Origin of the sequence: Caballeronia sp. INDeC2, from assembly GCF_023631325.1 — a bacterium.
In the GTDB taxonomy this organism is placed as follows: Bacteria; Pseudomonadota; Gammaproteobacteria; order Burkholderiales; family Burkholderiaceae; genus Caballeronia.
Genome location: NZ_JALQDG010000030.1, coordinates 280,008 through 304,063 on the forward strand (window position 1 = coordinate 280,008; position 24,056 = coordinate 304,063).

A 24,056-nucleotide genomic window follows, 5' to 3' on the forward strand; every position below is an offset into this window, starting at 1 on the left:
TCAATTCGTATTCGCGTCCGGGTCGTCGAAACCCTTGCCGGACGGGGCTTTCGAGTCAACGTCAAGATCCGCCCCGCTCGCGCTCGTTTCTCGAAATTGCTCGGCGGATCACCCTTTCCCTGCTTCGCCCATGAGCCGCGCGCAGCCGTCGCGGGGTGCGCGGCACCATGCCCTTGCGGGCGCCGAGGTTCCTGTGAAGCTCTTCCACTCACCCGCGTCGGTCGTGGCGCGCGCGGCATTCGTTCCGATCGTCTGTGTAACGCTGGTCGCGTGCAAGCGGCACGAAGCGCCCGCCCCCGCGCCGCGTCCCGTCGTCGCCGTCGCGGCGCAAGCGGACGGTCACGCGAACGCATCGAGCCTGCCCGGACAGATCCAGTCGCGCTATTCGACGCCGCTTTCCTTTCGCATCAACGGCAAGATTCTCGAGCGGCGCGCGCGCCTCGGCGACAGCGTGAAGGCAGGGCAAGTCGTCGCCCGGCTCGACCCCGCCGACGCCGAGAAAAACAGCGCAAGCGCCCGCGCGCAACTCGACGCCGCCGAGCATCAGCTCGTCTATGCAAGGCAGCAACTCGACCGCGATCGCGCGCAGGCAGCAGAAAATCTCATCGCCCCCGCGCAACTCGAACAAACGCAGAACGCCTACGCTTCCGCGCTCGCGCAGCGCAATCAGGCGCAGCAGCAGGCGGGACTTTCCGCCGATCAGTTGCGCTACGCGACACTCGCCGCCGATCACGCGGGCGTCATCACCGCCGAGCAGGCCGACACCGGCCAGAACGTCACGGCGGGCCAGGCCGTCTACACGCTCGCCTGGAGCGGCGATATCGACGTCATTTGCGACGTGCCCGAGGCCGCGCTCGGCGCATTCGCGATAGGCAAGGAGGCCAGCGTGCAGCTCGCGGCACTGCCCGGTAAGACCTTCAAGGCACGCGTGCGCGAGCTCTCGCCCGCCGCCGACATCCAAAGCCGGACTTGGCGCGCAAAGCTCACGCTCGAAGCGCCGACACCCGACGTGCGACTCGGCATGACGGCGGATATCGCGTTCTCCGCGTCGAATGGCGCGAAGGGCGCATTCACGATTCCATCGACGGCGCTGTTCCACGACAACGGCCATCCCGCCGTGTGGATCGTCAAGCAGCCGGGCGATGCGCTCGAACTGAGGCGCGTCGAAGTCGCGCGTTACGGCGAGCGCACGGTGACGCTCGCGGGCGGAATCGTTGCGGGCGAGCGCATCGTGTGGCAAGGCGTGCATACGGTGTCCGCGGGCGAGAAAGTGCGCGTCGTCGCGCCGCTGCATCCCGAGGACTTCGCGTCATGAGCGACACTCGCGAAGACGACAACGCGCATCGCCACGAAGAAGGCCGCTTCAATCTCTCGGCTTGGGCGCTGCGGCATCGCGCGCTCGTGGTGTTTCTCATTGCGATGGCGACGATCTTCGGCATCCTCGCCTACGCGCGGCTCGCGCAATCGGAAGATCCGCCCTTCACTTTCCGCGTGATGGTGATCCGCACGTTCTGGCCCGGCGCGACCGCGCGTCAGGTGCAGGAGGAAGTGACGGACCGCATCGCGCGCAAGCTGCAGGAAACGCCGTACACGGATTTCATGCGCAGCTATTCGCGCCCCGGCGAATCGCTGATCTTCTTTCAGATGAAGGACTCCGCGCCCGCGAAGGATGTGCCCGAGGAGTGGTATCAGATCCGCAAGAAAGTGGGCGATATCGCCGCGACCTTGCCGCCCGGTGCGCAAGGCCCGTTCTTCAACGATGAATTCGGCGACGTCTACACGAACATCTATGCGCTCGAAGGCGACGGTTTCTCGCCCGCGCAACTACACGATTACGCCGATGCCTTGCGCACCGTTCTCTTGCGCGTGCCGGGCGTCGCGAAGGTCGATTACTTCGGCGATCAGGAAGAGCGCATCTATGTCGAGATTCCCAACACGACGCTCACGCGCCTGAACATCTCGCCGCAGCAGATCGCGCAGGCCATCGACGGACAGAACGCCGTCTCGAACGCGGGCGTGCTGACGACGCCCAACGACCGCGTGTTCGTGCGCCCGAGCGGGCAATTCACGAGCATGGACGCGCTCGCCGATACGTTCATCAACGTGAACGGCCGCTCGTTCCGGCTTGGCGATATCGCGACGATCAAGCGCGGCTATATCGATCCGCCCGCCACGCAGATGCGCTCGGCGGGCGCGCCCGTGCTCGGCATCGGCATCACCATGCAGCCGGGCGAGGATGTCGTTCGTCTCGGCAAGTCGCTCGACGAAACCATGGTCAAGTTGCGTGCGCAACTGCCGGCGGGACTGAAGCTCAACGAAGTGTCCAGCATGCCGCACGCGGTCGCGCATTCCGTCGACGACTTTCTCGAAGCCGTGGCCGAAGCCGTCGTGATCGTGCTGATCGTGAGTCTCGTGTCGCTCGGCGTGCGCACGGGCATGGTGGTCGTGATCTCGATTCCGATCGTGCTCGCCGTCACCGCGCTCTTCATGTATTTGTTCGACATCGGCCTGCACAAGGTCTCGCTCGGCACGCTGATCCTTGCGCTGGGACTGCTCGTCGACGATGCGATCATCGCCGTCGAGATGATGGCCGTGAAGCTCGAACAAGGCTGGAACCGCGCGCGCGCCGCCGCGTTCGCCTACACGAGCACCGCGTTCCCGATGCTGACCGGCACGCTCGTCACCGTCGCGGGCTTTCTGCCGATCGCGCTCGCGAAGTCGAGCACCGGCGAATACACGCGGTCGATCTTCGAAGTGTCGGCGATCGCGCTGATCGCGTCGTGGCTCGCGGCGGTCGTGCTGATTCCGTTGCTCGGCTACAAGCTCCTGCCCGAGCGGAAGAAAGAAGCGCATCTGCCCGACGATCACGAGCACGATATCTACGACACGAAGTTCTACGGACGCCTGCGCCGCTGGGTCGGCTGGTGCGTGAAGCGGCGCTTTGTCGTGCTCGCGATCACGGTCGTGCTCTTCGTCATCGCGATGGCGGGCTTCACGCTCGTGCCGCAACAGTTCTTCCCGAGCTCGGATCGTCCCGAACTGCTCATCGACGTCCGGTTGCAGGAAGGCGCATCGTTCGAAGCGACATTGCGCGAAGCGAAGCGGCTGGAACAGGCCCTGAAAGGCCGCGATGAAATCGATCATGTCGTGAGCTTCGTCGGCACTGGCGCTCCGCGTTTTTATCTGCCGCTCGATCAGCAATTGCCGACGCCGAACTTCGCGCAGTTCGTCGTCACCGCGAAGTCGGTCGAAGCGCGCGAGGCGCTCGCGCGCTGGCTCGATCCGATGTTGCGCGAGCGCTTCCCTGCAATACGCACGCGTTTGTCGCGTCTGGAAAACGGTCCGCCTGTCGGCTATCCGGTGCAGTTTCGCGTGAGCGGCGACGATATCGGCACGGTGCGTCACATCGCCGAGCAGGTTGCCGCCGACATGCGCGCCGATTCGCGCACGAGCAACGTGCAGTTCGACTGGGACGAGCCTTCGGAGCGTTCGGTGCGCTTCGAGATCGATCAGCAGAAGGCGCGCGATGCGGGCGTGTCGTCGCAAGACGTCGCGAGCTTTCTCGCGATGACGCTGACGGGCACCACGGTCACGCAGTATCGCGAGCGCGACAAGCTCATCAGCGTCGATTTGCGAGCGCCGCGCGCCGAGCGCGTCGATCCCGCGCGGCTCGCGACGCTCGCGATGCCGACGCCGCATGGACCGGTGCCCTTGGGCGCGCTGGGCCGTGTCGTCGATACGCTCGAATACGGCGTGATCTGGGAACGCGACCGCCAGCCGACCATCACGGTGCAATCGGACGTGAAGGGCGATGCGCAGGGCATCGACGTGACGCAAGCCATCGACAAGAAGCTCGACGAGATTCGCCGTGCGCTGCCGGTCGGCTATCGCATCGAGGTGGGCGGCCCGGTCGAGGAAAGCGGCAAGGGTCAGGCATCGATCAACGCGCAGATTCCGGTGATGGTGATCGTCGTGCTGACGCTGCTGATGATCCAGTTGCAGAGCTTCTCGCGCGTGATGATGGTCGTGCTCACCGCGCCGCTCGGACTGATCGGCGTGGTCGTCACGCTGCTCGCATTCGGCAAGCCGTTCGGCTTCGTCGCGATGCTCGGCGTGATCGCAATGTTCGGCATCATCATGCGCAACTCGGTGATTCTCGTCGATCAGATCGAGCAGGACATCGCGTCGGGGCACAAGCGCTTCGATGCGATCATCGGCGCGACGGTGCGGCGCTTCAGGCCCATCACGCTGACGGCCGCGGCCGCCGTGCTCGCGCTGATTCCGCTTCTGCGCAGCAACTTCTTCGGCCCGATGGCGACCGCGCTGATGGGCGGCATCACGAGCGCGACCGTGCTCACTCTCTTCTATCTGCCCGCGCTCTATGCCGCGTGGTTTCGCGTGAAGCTCGACGAACGCGAAGGAGCATCGTCATGAATCGCCGGCTTTTGATGATCGCGGCGTGCGTCGCGCTCGGCGCATGCGCGTTGGGCCCCGATGGCAAGCCGCCCGCGGTGCCGCAGCCCGCGCATTACGGCGCACAACCGCAAGCGGAAGCGAGCGTCACGGCCGAAGGCGCGTCGCAGCGCTTCGTCACGGGCGCGGCTCCAGTGCCCGCGTGGTGGAAGCTGTATCGATCGGATGCGTTGAATGCGCTCGTCGACGAAGGCTTGCGCGCGAGCCCGAATCTCGCGGCGGCGGACAAGAGTCTCGTTGCCGCGCGCGAACAGTTGCGGGCGCAAGTCGGTTCGTCGCTCTTGCCGCAGATCGACGCGGGCGCACAAGCGACGCGGCAACGCGGCTTCGGCATTCCCGAGGCCGGGCCGCCTACCGTGCTCTACAACCTTTTCGTCGGGCAGATTCAGGCGCAATACACGTTCGATATTTTCGGCGCGGCGCGTTTCGCGAATGCGGCGCTTGCCGCGCAAGTCGATCAGCAGGCCTTTCAGCTCGACGCCGCGCGGCGCGCACTCGCGGCCAACATCGTGACGGGCGCGATCGGCGCGGCGGCATTGCACGCGCAGATCGACGTGACCGAACGCCTCGTCGCGCTCGCCAACGACGATGCGCACGATGCGCAACGCCGCTATGCGCTCGGCTCCGCATCGCGCGCCGACATGCTCACTGCACAGCAGAACGCCGCGTCGCTCGCAGCGCAATTGCCGGGCTTGCGCGCGCAATGGCTCGCGACGCGCCATGCTCTCGCGGTGCTGCTCGGACGCACGCCCGATCAGGCGCCCGACGATCTCGATCTCGCGAGCCTCGCTGTGCCGTCGGATGTGCCGGTCGTGCTGCCATCGGCGTTGTTGCAGACACGTCCGGACATTCAGGCCGCCGATGCCGCATTGAAGGCGGCCGCCGCGCAAGTCGGCGTCGCGACCGCGCAGTTGTTTCCGAGCCTGTCGCTGTCCGCTTCGATGGGCAAAGGCGGCTTCGACTGGCCGACCGCGCTGTCAGGCGCGGGCGCGTTGTGGAGCGTGGGCGCATCGCTGTCGCAGCCCATCTTTCATGGCGGCGCGTTGCTCGCGCAGCGCCGCGCGGCCATCGCCACGTACGACGCCGCCGTCGCGCAGTACAAGCAGACCGTGCTCTCGGCGTTTCAGAATGTCGCGAACACGCTGGCGTCGCTCGAAACCGACAGCGAAGCGCTCGCCTTCGCCGACAGCGCCAGCAACGCCGCACGCGATGCATCGGCGGATGCGGCGGCGCGCGTGCGGCTCGGCGCGATCCCGCCGCGCGCCGCGCGCGGCAGCGAGCAGCAATATCTCAACGCGCGGCTTTCGACGATCCGCGCGAGCAGCGCGCGCTTGAGCGACACTGCCGCGCTCTTTCAGGCGATGGGTTCGCCTAACGCGTCGGGTTCGAGCGTCGCGCAAACACAGGACGATCACCACTGATACGTCGCGCGCCCGATCACGCTGCGGCGCAAGCCATAACTGCAATACGTCTCGCTCCGGCAATTCACGCAGATGCGGTCGAACAGGTTCTGCGCGTTGACCGGTCTATCTCCAACCCGACGCCGCGCCGTGGCTGTGGCCGTCGTGCCGTGTGATCTTCATCACGTCGCTCATGCACGAACTGATCGCGGCGCTGACAGCGGCGGCGCGCATGTCGCCACGCTCCTGCTTGCGTTATTACGCGGCGCGGAATCAACGACGCAGGGCGGCCCGCCGTTGCCGAGCGATCGCCGCCTGCGCGCGATCTGCAGCCGCTTGCTCGCGGAACCCGGCAACGACGACACGCTCGACGAATGGAGCAACACGGTGGGCGCGAGCGCGCGCACGCTCGCGCGTCTCTTCAGACAGGAAACGGGATTGACCTTCGGCCGGTGGCGTCAGCAACTGCGGCTCGTCGGGGCGATGGCGCGGCTCGCGCTCGGCTATCAGAGCAGCGGCAGCTTCATTGCGATGTTCAGACGCTCAATCGGGGAGACGCCGCAGCGTTTGCTCAGGCGCAGTTGACGGCCCTTCGACGCGAGCCTGCGCGAGCGCGCGGTAGGCGAGCGTCGCGCCGGTCATCGCGAGCGCGGTGGGAATCAGGAAGTCGTGATTGAAGCGCGTGAACTCGATCATCAGCACGAGCGCGGTCAAGGGCATCTGGATCGACGCGCCGAGGAACGCGGTCGCGCCGACGAGCGCGAATGCGCCGGGCGGCGTACCGGGCCAGAAACCGTTCCATACGCTGCCGAGCACGACGCCGAGCAATGCGCCGTTCGCCAAGCCCGGCGTGAGCAGACCGCCTTGCGCGCCGGCGCGCAGCGAGCTCACTTCGATCGTCACCTTGAGCACCAGCAGCACGCCGGCGAGCGCGAAGCTGAGGGAATCGTCGAATGAAAGACCGGCGGGGCCTTTGCCGTTGCCCGCGAGTTGCGGGAAATAGATGACGAGTACGCCGATCGTCGCGAAGTTCAGAATCGACAGCAACGGCAGCATGCGCCCGCGCGGCGCGTTCTTGCGCGCGGCGCTCGTGAGCTTCACGAAGAGCCGCGCGGCCGCGCCGAAGACCGGCCCCATGACGATGGCCCACACGATGAGCTGCGCGTCGAGCGTGAAGGCGGGCAGGCGGTACTGATGCCCGTCGCCGAGGCCGATCCATGCGATGCTCGCGCCGATCGCCGACGTGGCGAACGCCGCCGCGATGATCGTTCCGTCGAACGTGCCGAGCAGCACTTCGAGCACGAAGACCGCGCCACCGAGCGGCACGTTGTAGACGGCGGCGAGTCCCGCGCCCGCGCCGCAAGCGACCATGATGCGCGACTGCCCCGGCGTGAGACCTGCATAGTGCGCGAGCCAGCCCGCCCATAGCGCACCGATCTCGCGCGGCGCGACTTCGCGTCCGAGCGGCGAGCCCATCGCCACGGTGACGATCTGCAGGAGCGCATGCGCGATGGTGCTGCCGGGCGGCATGCGCGGATCGTCGGCATCGATCGCCTGGCGGATGCTGACGAGCGCTTTGCCGAAGCGATGCACGCACCACCAGCCGACGCCCGCAATCGCGCCGCACAGTGTCAGCACGATGAAGCGGCGCGTAGCCGATGCCGCCGAGATGCCGATGAGAAAGCTCTCGCCGCCGGTCAGTTCATCGAGGCTGTAGCCGAACGCCACGTGCTGGATCGCGTGAAGCATGAGCGCCAGCGACATGCCGCCGAGCCCCGCGCCCAGACCCACCAGCGCGGTGACGAGGATGAGCTTCACGGCTGTTGTCGATGACGGCATCGCGCTCACCTCGAGATAAAGGCACAGCGTAGCGCGGCCCGGCGGCGCGCTTCTTCGCGGGATGCATCGAATTATAGATACGCACGGGCTTGATTCGATGCCCGCGTCAGTTCTTCTCCGCGACCACCTGATCGAACGTGCCGCCATCGGCGAAATGCGTCTGCTGCGCCTTTTGCCAGCTACCGAACATCTGTTCGACGGTGAACGTCTTCAACGGCCTGAACTCGCTCGCATGCTTCGCGAGCACGTCCGCGTTGCGGGGCCGCAAATGATGCTGCGCAATGATCTCCTGCCCCGCGGGCGTGTACAGGAAGTCGAGATACGCCTGCGCTTCCTTGCGCGTGCCGCGCTTGTCCACCACCTTGTCGACGATCGATACCGGCGGCTCCGCGAGCAGACTCACAGACGGATACACCGCCTCGAAATCCTTCGCGCCCGGCCCCGCGCTCATCAGGCCGACTTCGTTCTCGAACGTGACGAGCACATCGCCGATGCCGCGCTGCGTGAACGTGGTCGTCGCGCCGCGGCCGCCCGTATCGAGCACGGGCACGTTCCTGAAGACGGCCTTCTCGAAGTCCTGCGCCTGCGCGTCGGATGCGCCCTGCTGCTTCTTGTAGCCCCACGCCGCGAGATACGCATAGCGCCCGTTGCCCGACGTCTTCGGATTCGCAATCACCGCCTGCACGCCGGGCCGCGCGAGATCGCTCCAGTCCTTTATGTTCTTCGGATTGCCCTTGTGGACGAGAAAGACCATCGTCGTCGTGTAAGGCGCGCTGGCGTCGGGCAGACGGCTGCGCCAGTTGGCGGGCACGAGCTGACCGCGTTCTGCAAGCAGGTCGATATCGTTGGGCTGATTCATCGTCACGACATCGGCCTGCAGCCCTTGCGTCACCGACAACGCCTGCGCGCTCGATGCACCGTGCGACTGCCGCACCGACACCGTCTCGCCCGTCTTCTTCTTGTAGTCCGCGACGAAGGCCGCGTCGATGTCCTTGTAGAGCTCGCGCGTCACGTCGTAGGACACGTTGAGCAGCGTCGTCTCCGCGTGCGCGACGCTTGCCGCGATACCGAGTGCAACGCCGACGACCAGCTTGTTATGGACCGCCATTTTTTCTCCAGAGACAGGGTTCGAATTTCACCAACGAACAAAGGCCGCCCGAAGGCGGCCATGTATCCTACACACATCCTTGCTGCGGGTATCAGCCGTACGCGCGCGCTTCCTCTTCTTCGTATTCGGGCGCGGCACGGCGCGCGAGCGTTTCGACGAAATGCTTCGCGAGCGGCCACGGACCGAATCCCGCCGATGTATTGATATGCCCCGCGTCGCCCAGATTCACGAACGCGCTGTTCCAGCGCTGCGCGAGCGTGCGCGCGTCGTCGAGCGGCATCCACGGATCGGTTTGGCTGCCGACGACGAGCGAAAGCGTATCGAGGCGACGCGCGGTGAATGCGCCCGCGAAACGGAACTTCGCCGGACTCGCGGGCGCGACGAACAACACGCCCTTCACATGTGCGGCATGCGCATGGAACGCGCCCGCGGGCGACAGCGCATGCGCCGTCGCGAGACATCCGAAGCTATGCGCCGCGATGACGACAGGACCGTCGATGCTCGCGAGCACGTCGCGAACCGCATCGCTCCAGATGGCGAGATTCGGCGTATCCCAGTCGCGCTGCTCGACGCGCCGCGCGCCGGGCGTTTCGCGTTCGAGCCAGCTCTGCCAGTGCGCGTCCTCGCTGCCGTGCAGTCCGGGCACCGTCACGAGCGTGACCAGCGACGACGAAAAGCCCGACCTTCCTGCGTCCCGCGCGTTGCGCTCATTCATCTTCGATCCTCGCTCGACTCGAACTCGTCAGGCTCCATTCTCGGGCAGCGCACGGATGCCGCTAACCAATATTTCGTCATTTGTTTATGGGGTGGCGCGGGGGCGCGCCGCTATAATCGCAACTCGCAGCGACCGCCTCTTGCCCTTCCATCTCATGTCCACCCGACGCCCGTCCATCTCGCCCGATTCACACGTTCCGCTCTACACGCAGATCAAGGACGTGTTGCGCACCGGTATTCTGGACGGCCGGTACCCGCCGATGAGCCGCATGCCCTCGGAAAGCGAGCTGATGGCGATGTTCGACGTGAGCCGCATCACGATCCGTCAGGCGCTCGGCGATCTGCAAAAGGAAGGGCTGATCTTCAAGGTGCACGGCAAAGGCTCGTTCGTATCGCAGCCGAAGACGTTTCAGAACGTGACGTCGTTGCAGGGTTTCGCGGAGGCGATGTCGGAGAGCGGACACGAGATCATCAACCGCGTCGTGCAATCGCGCCTCGTGCCCGCGCCCGCGGAAGTCGCGGCGCGACTCGGTCTCGACGAAGGCAGCAACGTCGCGGAGATTCATCGCGTGCGTCTGCTCAATCGCTCGCCCGTTTCGTACGAAGTGACGTATCTGCCCGAAGCCATCGGGAAACGTCTGAAACGCGCGGAACTCGCCACGCGCGACATCTTCCTCATGCTGGAAAACGACTGCGCCGTGCCGCTCGGACACGCGGATCTCGCGATCGACGCTATCGCGGCCACGCCCGATATCGCCGATGCGCTCGATGTGAAGAAAGGCGCGCCGCTCCTGCGCATCGAGCGCCTCACGCACGATGCCGGGGGCAAGCCCATCGACTTCGAGTATCTGTATTTTCGCGGCGATACGTTTCAGTACCGGCTGCGCATCGATCGCGAACGATCGGCAGCAAGCGTGCCGCGCGTTATTCGAAGCAGGCACAAGCAAAGCAAAAACAATTGATTCCCACGCGGTGCGCGTGCTCCTAGAATCTGATCCTAACTTGTCATAACAAGTAGCAATCAGATCATGCAAACCCACGAACTCGAATACGACATCGTCGTCGTTGGCGGCGGCACGGCCGGCCCCATGGCCGCCATCAAGGCGAAGCAGCGCGACCCGAGCCTGCGCGTGCTGCTCATCGACAAGGCGCACGTGAAGCGCAGCGGCGCGATCTCGATGGGCATGGACGGCCTGAACAACGCCATCATTCCCGGCCACGCGACGCCCGAGCAGTACACGAAGGAAATCACCGTGGCGAACGACGGTATCGTCAACCAGGCCACGATCTACGCCTACGCGCGCCACAGCTTCACGACGATCGAGGAGCTCGATCGCTGGGGCGTGAAGTTCGAGAAGGATCACACCGGCGACTACGCGGTGCGCAAGGTTCATCACATGGGCGCTTATGTGTTGCCGATGCCCGAAGGCCACGATGTCAAGAAAGTCCTCTACCGCCAGTTGAAGCGCGCGCGCGTGGAGATCACGAATCGCGTCGTCGCGACGCGCTTGCTGAACGGCCCGAACGGCGAGATCGCGGGCGTGATGGGCTTCGATTGCCGCAGCGCCGATTTCTACGTGATACGCGCGAAAGCCGTGATTCTCTGCTGCGGCGCGGCCGGACGACTGGGCTTGCCCGCATCGGGCTATCTGATGGGCACCTACGAGAATCCGACCAATGCCGGCGACGGCTACTCGATGGCGTATCACGCGGGCGCGGAACTCTCGAACCTCGAATGCTTCCAGATCAATCCGCTCATCAAGGATTACAACGGCCCGGCGTGCGCGTATGTGACCGGCCCGCTCGGCGGCTATACGGCGAACGGCAAAGGCGAGCGCTTCATCGAATGCGATTACTGGAGCGGGCAAATGATGTGGGAGTTCTATCAGGAACTCCAGAGCGGCAACGGCCCCGTGTTCCTGAAGCTCGATCATCTCGCGGAAGAAACGATTCAGACCATCGAAACGATCTTGCACACCAACGAGCGGCCGAGCCGCGGACGCTTTCATGCGCGACGCGGCAACGACTATCGCACGCGCATGATCGAGATGCATATCTCCGAGATCGGGCTTTGCAGCGGACACAGCGCATCGGGCGTATGGGTCGACGAGCACGCGCGCACGTCCGTGCAGGGGCTTTACGCCGCGGGCGACATGGCCGCCGTGCCGCATAACTACATGCTCGGCGCGTTCACGTACGGCTGGTTCGCGGGTGAAGACGCGGCCTCGCATGTCGCGGGCCGTTCATTGCCGGCGCTCGATGCATCGCAGATCGAGCGCGAACGCGAGCGCATTTTCGCGCCGTTGTCGCGCGAACATGGCCTGCCGCCCGCGCAAGTCGAATACAAGCTGCGTCGCTTCGTGAACGACTATCTGCAGCCGCCGAAAGTCACGCGGCGCATGGAAATCGGCTTGCAGCGTTTCGATGAAATACGCGAGGACCTCGCGCATCTCGCCGCCGCCGATCCACATGAACTGATGCGCGCCGCCGAAGTCGCGGCGATTCTCGATTGCGCCGAAATGGCCGCACGCGCATCGCTCTTTCGCACCGAGAGCCGTTGGGGTCTCTATCACCATCGCGTCGATTATCCCGAGCGCAACGATGACGAATGGTTCTGCCATGCGCATCTGAAGAAGGATGCATCGGGGCGCATGACCTCGTTCAAGAAACCCGTGGAACCGTATGTGGTTCCCGTCGACGAGTCCGAGCGCGGCGCGTATTCGCGTCTGCGTGTGGCTCGCGCGTCGCAGCCGGTCGCTGCATAGGAGAAAGAAAATGGCCCTCGTGCCCCGCGAAGCGCGTCTGCGCTCGAGCCTTCCCGTGATGATCGACGAAGACAAGTGCATCGCCGACAAGGGCTGCACGGTCTGCATCGACGTCTGTCCGATGGACCTGCTCGCAATCGATCCCGAAACCGGCAAGGCTTTCATGAAGTTCGACGAATGCTGGTACTGCATGCCCTGCGAGCGCGATTGTCCGACCAATGCGGTGCATGTCGACATTCCGTATCTTCTTCGATGACGAGGGCTTCCTCATGACGGTTACCAGCACGCTCTTCGATCGCCTCGCGCATGACGACGCCGCCGTGCGCCGTCTCGCCGTGATCGAAGCCGCCGATCTCGAAGACGAAACGTGGCTGCCTTCGCTCGCTCACGCCTTGCGTCACGACGCGGATGCCGACGTGCGTCGCACGGCTGCGCAACGTCTCGGCGCATGGGATACGAACGAAGCCGTCGATGCGCTGTGCTTTGCGCTCGCCGATCAAGACGCGAGCACGCGCGAAGCCGCCGGTGAAAGCCTCACCGCGTTGAAAGACCCCGCAGCGGGTGAACGCCTGCTGCGGGGTCTCGCCGATACCAATGCCGATGCATTCACGCGTGCGGCGCTGCTGCGCGCGCTGCGCGAGTTGCGCTTGCCCGAAGCGGCCGAGCCTGCGTTGACGGCTTTATCGGATGCTTCGCCGGTCGTGAGGCGCGAAGCGGTCGGCGTCCTCGGCTGGCTGCGTCATACGCATGCACTGGAACGATTGACGCAGCTCGCGCACAGCGATACATCGGTCGATGTGCGGCATGCCGCCGTTGGCGCACTCGGATTCGCCACGGACGATAGCGTGCTCGCCACGTTGACGCACGCGCTGTCGGATAAAGAGTGGCGCGTGCGGGAAGAAGCCGCTGCGACGCTCGGCAAACTGCGTCTTGCCGGCGCGCGCGATGCGCTCGAACGCGCGCTCGCCGACGACTACTGGCAAGTCACGCTACAGGCCGCGCGCGCACTCGGACGTCTGCGCGATGCCGCGAGCACGCATGCGGTGTCGCAATTGCTCGTCTTCCCGGTCAGCAACGTGCGCAAGGAGGCCGCGCTCGCGCTCGGCGAGTTCGGCAATGCCGATGCACTTGCCGTCCTCGAAGCCGCGCTTCATGACGGCGATCCGGAGGTGCGCAAGGCCGTGCGTATCGCGATCGCGCAGATCGGCGAGCGGCAAGGTTCGCATCGCGCTGGCGACTGATCGCCACGATGCTGAAATGTGCTATTGCTCCCACGGCCGGCAAGAAGCAACTGGCCGCCGTGCGCCCGCGTGCCGAAGACGTCGAGCGCGTTCTCACGACGAGGCTGAGCGCGCGGGAATTGCGGAGTTGCGACGGCTGCTTTCGGCGCTATTGCCCCCGCGGGAATAGCGACCTGACGTGACGCGCCGCCGGCCTCATGACCGGCGGTCGCGGACCTTCGACCCCGTCACCGGACCCGATTCGGTCTTCCGCCCGCGCCGGGGCGCGTGGAACTGTCACGCGGACCCGATGATTCACGCAAATTCGGCCGGCCGGCCGGGCCGTGATCTTCGCAGATCGTCGATATTGCGTGTTTGAAAAGCACCTGCGATCCGCTGCTCGAATTGAGGTAGACCATATAGGTATCGAACGACTGAATATGGCCGGTCAGCTTGATTCCGTTGACCAGAAAGATCGCCACGCGTTTGCGCTCTTTTCTGAGTGCGTTCAGAAAATCGCCTTGAATACCGGGAAGACTGTTGGACATTGATGACCCATGTTGAACCGTACAAGGACCGTTGACCGGCGGCATTATTCGCCAGCGAAACCTGCGTCCCTGTTCAGTGTATTTGCTCGATGAACCATTATCGCCTTTCCGGCGCGGTCGTCACCGAAAAAGAAATCTCTGTTGTGCCGATCAGGCTAAGCGGCGCATGCCCGAGATGCCAAACTGCCACAGTTTATAGGCAGCCAGGAAAATTATTCTTATAAACGGCGCTTCGCACCACATTTTTTCACGCTAGCCGCCTCAACCGGCAGCCGTCAGTTCATCCGCTCTGGACAGAAACATTTTCAGCACGGGCGACGCGTTCGCACGGCTGTAACCGAGCGCGAGATCGACGGTCGGCGCTTCGCCTTCCAGCGGCCGGCTCACGACCGACCACGGCAGCAAGTTGTTCGCGTACTCGGGCATGAGCGACACCCCGCGCGTCGAAGCGACGAGCGACATGGCCATCGCGAGGTTGTCGACGCCATGCTCCGGCTTCGGATCGATGCCGTTCTCCCGCAGATATCTCGCGACCACATCGTGCAGGACGCGCGCCTTATTTGAAGCCATGACGAACGTCTCGCCCCGCAAGTCCGACGGACTGATCGCCTGTTTCGCGGTCAGCCTGTGATCGCTCGGCATCAACACGATCAGCTTCTCGCGATGGACGACGTGATAGTCGAGGTCGAGCCCCGGCTCCGTGCGCACGAACGCAAGGTCGAGCTTGCCGCGCGCCACGGCGTCGGCGAGATCGGGCGAATAGCCGCTCGATACGGTCACGTCGATGTTCGGCAACTCGTCCTGCAACACGCGCATCGCGCGCGGCAGCCACGTCATTTCCTGGCCCGTCAGAAAACCGAGCGCGAAGACCTGTTTGGCGGGCGTCGCAGCGCGGCGCGCCGCCTCGACGGCCGCATCGACCTGGGCGAGCGCGAGCCGTGCGTGGTCGAGAAACGCCTTGCCGGACGCCGTCAGCTCGACGCCGCGCGCACTCCGGCTGAAGAGTTCCGCGCGCACTTCGTCTTCGAGATCGCGGATTTGCCGGCTGAGCGATGGCTGCGACGTGAAGAGCCGCTGCTCGGCGGCAACCGTCAGGCTGCCCGTTTCCGCGACGGCCACGAAATAGCGCAGATGGCGTAGCTCCATCCTTCCTCCCCTGTTTTGCTGCGGTCACGGGTCATGCTTTCGAGGCATGACGGCCAGCCTACAAAGACTTTTTTCTTTGTGCAAGGGAGAGCGGCGGGATTGCTTACCGGGTGATGGGCGCTCGCGTCAGCGCGGCTTCAGTTCGACCGGCGCATCGGCACGATAACCGCCGCCAAGCGCCTTGATGAGCGCGATTTCCTGACCCAGCATCCGGCCGTTGAGCGTGAGCAGCACGACCTGCTCCGAAATGACGGGCTGGCGGGCGTCGAGCGCCGTCAGCCGGCTCGTGAGACCGCGCCGATAGTGCGCTTCGGCGCTGTCTCTCGTGAACGCGATCGATTCGATCCGTCGCTGCTGCAACTGAATCTGTTCGTCCAGCGCCTGCAACCGGCTTCCCGTCTGCGCGACGTCGCGCACCGCGTCGAGCACGGCCTGGTTGTACTGTTCGATCAGGAGATTGCTGCCCGCGCGCGTGCCGGACAGGTTCGCGTTCAGCCGGCCGCCGTCGAAGATCGGCAGATACAGGCCGGGAATCAGATTGATTTGCTGGCTCGCGTGCGTGAACAGGTCCGACAGATGCAGCGCGTTGTAGCCGAAGAACGCCTTGATGTCGAAGCTCGGATAGAAAGCCGCCTTCGCCGCATCGATACGATCGAACGATGCCTGCACGTACCAGCGCAACGCCTGGAGGTCGGGGCGTCGCGCGAGCAATTCGTAGGATAGCGGCGCCGGCAGCGCAGGTTGGGCCTGCGGCAGCGCGACGGGTTCGATCGGCGGCAGTCCTTGCGGTCCGGCGCCGGTCAACGCGCGCATCGATTCGCGAAACTGCCTGATCTGATCCTGTGCCGATACGATCTGCCGTCTGACGGACAGTTGCCGTGCGCGGGCATCTTCGACGAGCGTGCGCGCTTCGAGCCCCCGCATCGCGCGCGCATCATGCGCCTGCACCGCGAAGTCCGCCACTTGCTGCATCTGGTTCAGCAGATCGAGCAGCCGATAGTTCGTCTGAATGCCGTAATAAAGCTGGGCGACGTCGGTCGACAGTTCGAGTTCCATCGCCGACGCTTCGGCGAGCCGGGCGTTGTTCACCCCGAGCGACGCGGCGGTCTGCGCACGCTGCTTGCCCCAGATGTCGATATCGAGACTCGCGCCCACGCCGACGAGTCCCTCGGTGTACCAGGGCCCCGTGAATCCGAGCGCCGGCTCGTTCATTGCGAAAGGGCCGATGAAGCCGTTCGCGGAAACATGCTCGCGGTCCAGCACGCCGAATGCCACCGCCTGCAGGTTCGAACCCGCGGCGACGAGCGCCACGTCCGATTTCGCCTGCGCCACGCGGGTTCGCGCGATGGTCATCGTGGGGGCGTCGCGCAAAGCTTGGTCGATGAGCGCGTCGAGCTGTGCGTCGTGGTAGCGCGTCCACCAGCGCGCGGCGGGCCAGCCGTCGCGCGCGAGATGGATGTCGTCGGCGAGATCGATCTGCTCGGGCGCGATTGCGCTCGCGGGCGGGCTGTCTTCGTGAATCAGCGCGCAGCCGCTCACGATGATGCACGACGCCAGCGCCATGGCTGATCGGCGGATCGTGTTCATGCCCGCGCCGCCTGCGTTGCGCACGCCGCGTCCGATGGCTCGACGAACCAATCCGGCAAGCCCTCGATCTGCCGTTCAAGATCGAGCGCCCTGCCGCTCTCCATCGCGGCGCGCCTCGGTGCGACGGCGACCGGCGGATTGGCGGCGAGATCGTCGGCGTAACGTGCGAGCGCCGCGCCGGCCCACGTTCGGAGCGCATCCGCCGTATGCAGGGCGTTCCCGCCGCGCACTGCCAACGCATCGTCGAGCGCGTTCGCCGCGAGCATGATTTCGCGGATTTGCGCGAGCACGGTCTGCGCGCGCATTGTCAGTTGCGCGGGCTCGCCTTCCTGCCAGTTGGGTTCGAGCGCGACGCGCGAAAGCGTCGCCTCGCAATCGGCCAGCATCGTCCACGCGCGCCATTGCGCGGATGCGGCGGCGTCATCGGCGGATGGTGGAGGAGTATCGAACGACGCAGCCACGGCGCGCAACAGCGACGCGAGTTTCCGCCGCAGCGCATCGCCCTCGCCTTCGCGCCAGAAAGACATCTGCACGAAGGTGGCGACGCCCACGCCGAGCAGAATCCCGACGAGACGATCGCGGATCTCGGTCAGGTTCGTGGTCGGGCCGAACTGTTCGAGCAGCGCCAGCGAAAACGTGAAGACGAGCTGGATTCCCGCGTAGCTTATGCGCTCCGACCCGGCCCCGATCCACGCGCCCAGCGCGAGCACCGGCATGGTCATCAACAATAGCCCGACGATGTCGTCGAGATGCGGCACGACGAAGACCACCATGAACAAGGCCAGCGCGCTTCCGCCGAGCGCCCCGGCCACGCGCAGCAACGCGCGTTGCGTCGACGCGCCGAGGCTCGGCAGCGCGACGATCACGCACGTGAGCATGATGGTGTGGATGCCTTGCCAGTCGACCGCGTTGTAGAAGATGTAGCAGGGCAAAACGGCGAGCAGCGTCTTCAGCGCGAAACGCGCGTATGTGGGATTGGTCCACGCGTCGGGCGCGAGCATCGGTTCGGCGGCGGGTGGCGTGTCGGCCTTTGCGTCGGCTGAAGAGAAATCGGCGTAAGCGTGCAACGCCCGTTGCATGTCGAGTGTTGGTGCGAGCGCGTCGGTTTCGATATGTGCTGTCGCGACGACGTAGCGGTACGGCACGTCTGCAAGCAGCGCAGCGTTCAGCGCAAGGCAGTTGGCGCGCAACGCTTCCAAAGCAGACAGTTGCGCCGCCGACGGCGCAGGCAAAACAAGCGGCAGACGGCTTGCACCGTGCAAGAGGCGCGACACCGTTGCGATGCCTGCGAGCCGCAACGTCTGCTGCTCGCGATAGCGCGCATCGCGCATCGTCGTGAATCGCAGCAGGCGTTGCAGCGTGAGCGCACCCTGCTGCGCATCCGCGAACGACAGCGGCGCAGCGATGCCGCCTTCGATGAGTGGCGTAAGCCGCGCGACGACCGACATCAATTGCCGGTGGATCTCCGCCTCGAGTTGCACGCGCGGTTCGGCGGGAAGCAACAAGGTGTTCGCGAGCAAGGTCAGCGCGATCGGATAGTTGACGGCGACCCACACCCACAGCACCGCGCGAATCAGCACATCGGCCTGATCGGTCTGATCGACGAAGCTCTGCACATAGATCACGACGATCGCGACGATGAAAAACACCACGCCGATCCGCAGCACGCGTATCAGATACACGCTGCAGAAGAACAGCACGCTCGCCGCGACGATGCGCAGCAGCGGAAAGTCGAACGTGAACTTCAGCAGCAAGATAGACAGCCCGATGGCGAGCGTCGAGCCGACGATGAACATGATGCCGACGAGCCGCGTGATCACCACGTTCGACTGCGTCACATAGAACACGACCAGCAGCGAAAGCGCCAGCGACGGAACTTCGAGGGTGAGCGAAACGACGATCACGATCGCGCTCGTCAGAAGGCACCGCAGCATGACGTTGAGCCGGCCTGGAAACTGCGCGAGCGCATCGCGCAGAACGTCGGGAAAATAGTCGGCGATGGGCACGCTCGCTCCTCAATGTCGGTCGTTGCCGCGACCCGCACGCAACGAAGCCACCGCCGATGTCCCGATGCGAAATAGTTCGTCATCCGGATGATCGACACGAATCTTCACCGGAAAACGCTGTGACACATGCACCCAATTGAGCGTGCGCTGTATACGCGGCAGGCCGCCGGGCAACGCCAGCCCGCCTTCATCGGGCGCGACGCCGAAGCTGACGGAATCGACGGCGCCTTCGAACTTCCGACCGGCATCGCTCAACAGATAGACGGTGGCAGGCGTTCCCGGCCGCACGCCCCTGAGTTCCGTCTCCCGAAAATTCGCGACCACATACCAGTGACGCGTGTCGATCAGCGTGAAGACCGTCTTGAGCGCGGAGGCGAACTGTCCCGTCGATGTCTTCAACGACACCACACGGCCGTCAAACGGCGCGCGCACGGTCGCGTATTCGAGATTCAGTTCCGCGGTCGATATCTCCGCCATGATGACCGCGCGTTGCGCGACTAGCGCATCGACACCGCTGACGGCGGCCGCGGCCTGTTGCGCCTGGAGTCGCGCGGCGCTGAGTTCGGCCTGCGTCGATCTTTGCGCCGTGCGCGCCCGTTCGATGTCCTCCGCCGACACGTAACCCGGCGATTGCAGCGGCTCCATGCGCCGCAACGTGTCGGAGGCTTGTGCTGCCGCGGCGCGCGCACGCTCCACCGCCGCGCGCACCGACTGCGCGTTGTACTGCTGTGCATCGACGGTGCGCTGGGTGAGTTCGATCTGCCGGTCGAGTGCAACGAGCGATGCGCGTGCTCGCGCGAGCGCATCCTGATACGGACGCGGATCGATGCGAAACAGCAGATCGCCCTGCTTCACGGCCTGATTGTCGCGAACGGCCAGTTCGATGATCCGTCCGCTGACTTCGGGCACGACATCGATCGTGTCCGCGTAGACGTAGGCATCGTCCGTTCGCGGCGTGCGATCCAGCAGTCTGATCACGTAGAGCAGCAACAGGAGCGTCACCACGACCAGCACGAGAGCCGGCCATTTCTTCTTCGATGTCTTGCTGTCGGTCGTGGTCATCGCATGTTGCCGAAGGAAATCAGGATTGGAAAACCAGCAGCCACAGCGCAAGCGCGAAGAACGAGACGAGCGTCGGATAGATCACGGCGGCAGGCCCCAGCGCCTCGCCGATCTTCAGCCGCACGAGCACCGCATGCACGACGATAACGAGCACCACGCTCGCGACGATGCAGAAAAGCCAGTCCGGAAAGTACGCGCCGAGCACATTGATCGACGGCGCGTTCGAACATGCCGACAGCGGCGCGGCGACGAGCGCGCCCACGCCGATCGCATGCTTTCGAGTATCGCGTTTGATGCGTGGCATGAGCGTGCTCCATGATCTGCCGATGGATGAAATCGATGCCGTGGCTTTCAGTGTTATTCACGATTTCCAGCCGACCGCCTGTGACGCAGCGCCATGAAACTATATGGAATCCGTTGCGTTTTCAAGCGTGCAAAATTTCGCGTCGCTAGGGAATTTCCTCTAGGCCGCGCGTGCCGGCACAGCAATCCTGTGACAAGCGCAGCAATATCGTTCAATCCCGCTTTTGGCGCATCGGCTAATTTTCTTCTCGACGGCACCAAGAGAGCCGGACGCATTTCAGATGCAGATGCGTTCGGCCATCCGCTGTCTCGATCGTCATCATTTCCATACTTCAACAGCCCGGAGATTCCGTATGTCCCATCGCACATCCTCTGTTCTCGTGGTCAGCGCTTTCGCAGCGGCGCTCGGTGCGCTTTCAGCGGCATCGGTCAGCGCAGAGGACTTCACCGACGCGCAGAAGAAGATTCAGGCGGAACACACGGCGCTCGTCAAATCCGGCAAGGTCGAACCGTGCTTCGGAACCGCGCTGAAAGGACAGAACGACTGCTACGCCGGCGCGGGCACGACGTGCGCCGGCACCAGCACGACCGACTATCAGGGCAATGCTTTCAAGCTCGTGCCCAAAGGCACATGCACGGCCATGTCGACGCCCAAAGGTCCGGGCAGCCTGTCGCCCAAGGCTTGAGGTCACAGTCGACGCCATCACGGAGGCTTCCCTTGCCAGAGCCGTCCCTCTTCGTCCACTTCGGTAAGCTGCCTTGCCGTGGCGGCGTCGGTCTGAAGGCCGAGCATTACCGCGAGGTCATCGAAACCTCGCCCGATGTCGGCTTCTTCGAGATTCACGCGGAGAACTACATGGGCGCGGGCGGCCCGCCGCATCGCTATCTGTCGGCGGTGCGCGAGCGCTATCCGTTGTCGCTTCACGGCGTGGGCCTGTCGATCGGAAGTGACCGGCCGCTCGATCGCGCGCATCTGCGGCGGCTCGAGACGCTCATCGCGCGCTATGCGCCCGCGCTGTTTTCCGAACATCTCGCGTGGTCAAGTCATGACGCGGGATTCTTCAACGATCTCCTGCCCGTGCCCTATACCACGCGGACACTGCAACGCGTGTGCGCTCACATCGACGAGATTCAGGACACGCTGGGTGTGCGCATGCTGCTCGAAAATCCGTCGACGTATCTCGCCTTCGCCGAGAGCACGTATGCGGAGACCGAGTTCATCGCTGAAATCGTGCGGCGCACGGGCTGCGGCCTGTTGCTCGACATCAATAATGTCTTCGTTTCGTCGGTGAACGGAATGGAAGATCCGTTCGCGTATATCGACGCCTTTCCGCTCGAAGCCGTCCGGCAAATCCATCTGGCCGGTCACGCGCGCGAGGCGGATGAAAGAGACCGGCCGCTTCTGATCGATACTCACGACCGCGCGATCGACGAGACAGTCTGGACGCTGTTCGCTCATGCGATCGCGCGAACCGGCCCGCTGCCGACGCTGATCGAATGGGATGCGCGCGTGCCCGCCTGGCCGACGCTGAAGGCGCAGGCCGAGCGCGCGGATACGATCATGTCGGCGCTCGCGTCCGAATCGCTCAACTTGACGGCCGCCTGACGCGCTCGCCGAAACGCGAAGGAGAATACACATGGCGCGACGCAAGCTGCTTTTCTACTATGCCTGGAGCCGGCCCGGCGAAACCGGTGCGCCGCTCGGCGTCATCGAGAACCGGTTTCCGACGTTGTTCGAGAGCCGCCGGATGGCGTATCCGCGCTTCGGGGAGTTGTCCGATCAGGCTCGCTTCGATCAGAGCATCGCGGGCTTTCTCGATCACATCATGAAGCGCAACTTCGCCGCGTTTTTGGAGCTCGCTCAAACACAGACCGGCGAGCCGGCGAAGGCGATCGAACGAATCGGCGATGACGGCCGCGCGACGACGCTCGACTCGGGCGTTCTCGACGATGTCGATACGCTGATCGTCATCAGCTTCGACTCGCTGCGAACCGGGCAACATGCGAGCGACGCCGAAACACAAGCCCTTCGCACGTTTCTCTCCGTGCCGGATCATCTCGCGTTCGTTTGCCCGCATCACGACATCGGCGAAGTCTCGGACGCGCTGCCCGACGAACGCCCGGCGCGCCAGCTCGAACAATTCATTCATCACGGCGACAAGACGATTCCGCCGCAGCAGCGCTTCGGCGGCTATGCGAAGTCGCTTCTGCAGGGTCTCGGCATGCCCGTGCAGAATCGCTTCGGGCTGCGGCCCGCGTTAGAGGCCGACGGTTCGCCTTCCGCGATCGAAGCGGTGCGGGACGTGGACCGGCTCGGGCTGCTGCATGGCGTCGGCACGTTCAACGCACATGCGCATCTGCCCCACTTCGAGCGTCTGGAACGCGCGGTCGACAAACTCGACGTGCTCGCTCGCCAGCAGATCGATCCCGGCGCCCCGCCGCATCCGTTCGCACGCGAGCGAAGCACGTTCGACGCGTTGCTCCAGTCACGCGCCGATGCCTTCGCGGGCACGCTGCTCGTCGGCGATGCAACGCTCTGGAGTTCGACTGCCGGCGGCGTCGAAAGTCTGCATCGCCTTTGGCTCAATGTGCTGCAACGCCCTCGTCGACAGTGAGCGATTCATGCCATACGACTCTTCCCTCGACGCATTTGCCGCCGCGATTGTCGACCCTGACCGTCCGGTTCCCGCGGGTTTGATCGGCCCCGATGGCGCGATGAGCGAGCGGCGCTTCGCGGTGTATCGGAACAACGTCGTCGCCGGTCTCTGCGATGCGCTCTCGGCCGCCTATCCGGTCACGCGGCGCATCGTCGGCGAGGAATTTTTCGCGGGGATGGCGCGGATTTACGTAGCGCTCACGCTGCCGCAAACGCCCGTCATGCTCGACTACGGCGCGGCGTTCGCGGATTTCATCGGCACGTTCGAACCGGCGATGTCGCTGCCCTATCTGCGCGATGTAGCCCGGCTGGAGCGCGCGTGGGTCGAGGCGTACCACGCATCCGATGCGACGCCGCTCGAAGCCGACGCGTTTCGAGGCATCGACGCCGCGCAGTTGCCCTCGATGCGCCTCGCGCTGCATCCGTCCGTTCGCGTCGTGCGATCCGCGTTCCCGCTCGTCGCGATCTGGCAAACGAATATCGATGAAGGCGCGCCCGGATTCATCGATATTCATGCACGGAGCGAAGATGCCTATGTCGCGCGGCCGCTGGCGCATGTCGAGGTGCGCGTGCTGCCGCGAGGCGCGGCCGCGTTCATCGAGGCGCTGGCGGCGGGCAATACGCTCGCCGATGCATTCGAATCCGCGCGATCGACCGATGCGCGCTTCGACCTTTCGCAGACGCTTTCAATGCTGATGAACGGCGGCGCGATCATCGGATGGGTGAAGCAATGAGCGGCGGCGAACCGGACGTCGATCGTTACGCGCGGCTGCTGAACGGGATCGCGTCGCTCGCGCGGATCGTTGCGCCGCCTTTGCTTCGCATTGCGCTCGCGCTCCCTTTCTTGCGCTCGGGATTGACGCGCTGGGACGGGTTTCTGTCGCTGTCGGCGGGCACCGTCTATCTTTTCGAGAATCAGTTCAAGCTGCATGTTCTCGGCGCGGTCATCGCGCTGCCGGCGCCTGACGTGCTTGCCTTCGTCGTCGGCGTCGCGGAGATCGTGCTGCCGGTTTTGCTCATCGCCGGCCTCGGCACGCGTCTCGCCGCGCTCGCACTGTTGTTGATGACGGGCGTGATCCAGCTTGTCTTTCCGGACGGCTGGGCGAACTTCCATATTTACTGGCTGAGTCTCGCGGTTGCGATTCTCGCACTCGGTCCCGGCGGTCTCTCGCTCGACCGGTTGATCGCGCTGCAACGCCGGAAAGACGCGCCGCGCGGCCTCGCCTGAT

General features: G+C 64.7%; 22 protein-coding genes and 1 pseudogene. 14 read left to right on the plus strand and 9 right to left on the minus strand.

All coding sequences use genetic code 11. From position 1 onward, the window contains the following. The first annotated feature begins 193 nt into the window (after nt 1-193). The 4 genes from NCS28_RS19810 (at nt 194) to NCS28_RS19825 (ending at nt 6,458) form a co-directional block, all read left to right on the plus strand. Entirely contained in the window at nt 194-1,315 is a 1,122-nt protein-coding gene (locus NCS28_RS19810; protein WP_250515454.1) for an efflux RND transporter periplasmic adaptor subunit, read from the plus strand. Next, on the plus strand, nt 1,312-4,434 hold the full coding sequence (locus NCS28_RS19815; protein ID WP_250515455.1) for an efflux RND transporter permease subunit: 3,123 nt from the start codon (nt 1,312-1,314) through the stop codon (nt 4,432-4,434). The genes NCS28_RS19810 and NCS28_RS19815 overlap by 4 nt, the downstream gene beginning before the upstream one ends. After that, nucleotides 4,431-5,894: an efflux transporter outer membrane subunit gene (locus NCS28_RS19820; protein WP_250515456.1), complete on the plus strand. Its 1,464-nt coding sequence runs from the start codon at nt 4,431-4,433 to the stop codon at nt 5,892-5,894. The genes NCS28_RS19815 and NCS28_RS19820 overlap by 4 nt, the downstream gene beginning before the upstream one ends. Before the next feature lie 129 nt (nt 5,895-6,023). Next, nucleotides 6,024-6,458 (plus strand): helix-turn-helix domain-containing protein, encoded by a 435-nt coding sequence (locus tag NCS28_RS19825; RefSeq protein WP_250515457.1) that lies wholly within the window; start codon nt 6,024-6,026, stop codon nt 6,456-6,458. Here the strand turns inward: NCS28_RS19825 and NCS28_RS19830 are convergent. The 3 genes from NCS28_RS19830 to NCS28_RS19840 form a co-directional block, all read right to left on the minus strand. Further along, on the minus strand, nt 6,417-7,712 hold the full coding sequence (locus NCS28_RS19830) for a chloride channel protein (protein ID WP_250515458.1): 1,296 nt from the start codon (nt 7,710-7,712) through the stop codon (nt 6,417-6,419). The genes NCS28_RS19825 and NCS28_RS19830 overlap by 42 nt on opposite strands. Nucleotides 7,713-7,818: 106 nt before the next feature. Next, nucleotides 7,819-8,820: a sulfate ABC transporter substrate-binding protein gene (locus NCS28_RS19835; protein ID WP_250515459.1), complete on the minus strand. Its 1,002-nt coding sequence runs from the start codon at nt 8,818-8,820 to the stop codon at nt 7,819-7,821. Nucleotides 8,821-8,911: 91 nt separating this feature from the next. Further along, complete coding sequence (locus NCS28_RS19840; protein ID WP_250515460.1) at nt 8,912-9,535, minus strand: RBBP9/YdeN family alpha/beta hydrolase; 624 nt, start codon at nt 9,533-9,535, stop codon at nt 8,912-8,914. Between the two features lie 154 nt (nt 9,536-9,689). On the opposite strand from NCS28_RS19840, the gene NCS28_RS19845 reads away from it, so the two are divergent. From NCS28_RS19845 to NCS28_RS19865, 5 genes and pseudogenes are all read left to right on the plus strand, one after another. Further along, complete coding sequence (locus NCS28_RS19845) at nt 9,690-10,496, plus strand: GntR family transcriptional regulator (protein WP_250515461.1); 807 nt, start codon at nt 9,690-9,692, stop codon at nt 10,494-10,496. Nucleotides 10,497-10,562: 66 nt separating this feature from the next. Next, the gene (locus NCS28_RS19850; protein ID WP_250515462.1) at nt 10,563-12,299 is read left to right on the plus strand and encodes a fumarate reductase/succinate dehydrogenase flavoprotein subunit; all 1,737 of its coding nucleotides are present in this window, start codon (nt 10,563-10,565) and stop codon (nt 12,297-12,299) included. Between the two features lie 10 nt (nt 12,300-12,309). Then, a complete protein-coding gene (locus tag NCS28_RS19855) occupies nt 12,310-12,555 on the plus strand; it encodes a 4Fe-4S dicluster domain-containing protein (protein WP_086970013.1) in 246 nt (81 codons plus the stop codon). After that, nucleotides 12,527-13,540, plus strand: coding sequence for a HEAT repeat domain-containing protein (locus NCS28_RS19860; protein WP_250515463.1), 1,014 nt, complete (start codon nt 12,527-12,529; stop codon nt 13,538-13,540). The genes NCS28_RS19855 and NCS28_RS19860 overlap by 29 nt, the downstream gene beginning before the upstream one ends. 35 nt (nt 13,541-13,575) lie before the next feature. Continuing rightward, a pseudogene (locus NCS28_RS19865) lies at nt 13,576-13,709 on the plus strand (MarR family winged helix-turn-helix transcriptional regulator); the annotation flags it as partial. Between the two features lie 58 nt (nt 13,710-13,767). Here NCS28_RS19865 and hfq read toward each other — a convergent pair. From hfq to NCS28_RS19895, 6 genes are all read right to left on the minus strand, one after another. Then, entirely contained in the window at nt 13,768-14,112 is a 345-nt protein-coding gene (gene hfq / locus NCS28_RS33550) for an RNA chaperone Hfq (protein WP_502801218.1), read from the minus strand. Nucleotides 14,113-14,328: 216 nt separating this feature from the next. Continuing rightward, complete coding sequence (locus NCS28_RS19875; protein ID WP_250515464.1) at nt 14,329-15,213, minus strand: LysR family transcriptional regulator; 885 nt, start codon at nt 15,211-15,213, stop codon at nt 14,329-14,331. Nucleotides 15,214-15,339: 126 nt separating this feature from the next. Next, entirely contained in the window at nt 15,340-16,800 is a 1,461-nt protein-coding gene (locus NCS28_RS19880) for an MdtP family multidrug efflux transporter outer membrane subunit (protein ID WP_250515465.1), read from the minus strand. Continuing rightward, nucleotides 16,797-18,806 (minus strand): FUSC family protein, encoded by a 2,010-nt coding sequence (locus tag NCS28_RS19885; RefSeq protein WP_250515466.1) that lies wholly within the window; start codon nt 18,804-18,806, stop codon nt 16,797-16,799. The genes NCS28_RS19880 and NCS28_RS19885 overlap by 4 nt, the downstream gene beginning before the upstream one ends. 9 nt (nt 18,807-18,815) lie before the next feature. Beyond that, nucleotides 18,816-19,868 (minus strand): multidrug transporter subunit MdtN, encoded by a 1,053-nt coding sequence (gene mdtN / locus NCS28_RS19890; protein ID WP_250515467.1) that lies wholly within the window; start codon nt 19,866-19,868, stop codon nt 18,816-18,818. Between the two features lie 19 nt (nt 19,869-19,887). Beyond that, complete coding sequence (locus NCS28_RS19895) at nt 19,888-20,172, minus strand: YtcA family lipoprotein (RefSeq protein ID WP_250515468.1); 285 nt, start codon at nt 20,170-20,172, stop codon at nt 19,888-19,890. Between the two features lie 352 nt (nt 20,173-20,524). Between NCS28_RS19895 and NCS28_RS19900 the strand changes: the two genes are divergently transcribed. From NCS28_RS19900 to NCS28_RS19920, 5 genes are read left to right on the plus strand one after another with little or no spacing between them, the layout of a single operon-like run. Then, the gene (locus NCS28_RS19900) at nt 20,525-20,857 is read left to right on the plus strand and encodes a BufA1 family periplasmic bufferin-type metallophore (RefSeq protein ID WP_250515469.1); all 333 of its coding nucleotides are present in this window, start codon (nt 20,525-20,527) and stop codon (nt 20,855-20,857) included. 32 nt (nt 20,858-20,889) lie between these two features. Then, nucleotides 20,890-21,777 carry an MNIO family bufferin maturase gene (gene bufB / locus NCS28_RS19905; protein WP_502801219.1) on the plus strand — a complete coding sequence of 296 codons (888 nt, stop codon included), beginning with the start codon at nt 20,890-20,892 and terminating at the stop codon, nt 21,775-21,777. 31 nt (nt 21,778-21,808) lie between these two features. Next, complete coding sequence (locus tag NCS28_RS19910; protein WP_250515470.1) at nt 21,809-22,786, plus strand: hypothetical protein; 978 nt, start codon at nt 21,809-21,811, stop codon at nt 22,784-22,786. Between the two features lie 7 nt (nt 22,787-22,793). After that, nucleotides 22,794-23,561 carry an HvfC/BufC N-terminal domain-containing protein gene (locus NCS28_RS19915; protein ID WP_250515471.1) on the plus strand — a complete coding sequence of 256 codons (768 nt, stop codon included), beginning with the start codon at nt 22,794-22,796 and terminating at the stop codon, nt 23,559-23,561. After that, a complete protein-coding gene (locus NCS28_RS19920; protein ID WP_250515472.1) occupies nt 23,558-24,055 on the plus strand; it encodes a DoxX family protein in 498 nt (165 codons plus the stop codon). Before NCS28_RS19915 ends, NCS28_RS19920 begins: the two co-directional genes overlap by 4 nt. Nucleotide 24,056: the final 1 nt, after the last annotated feature.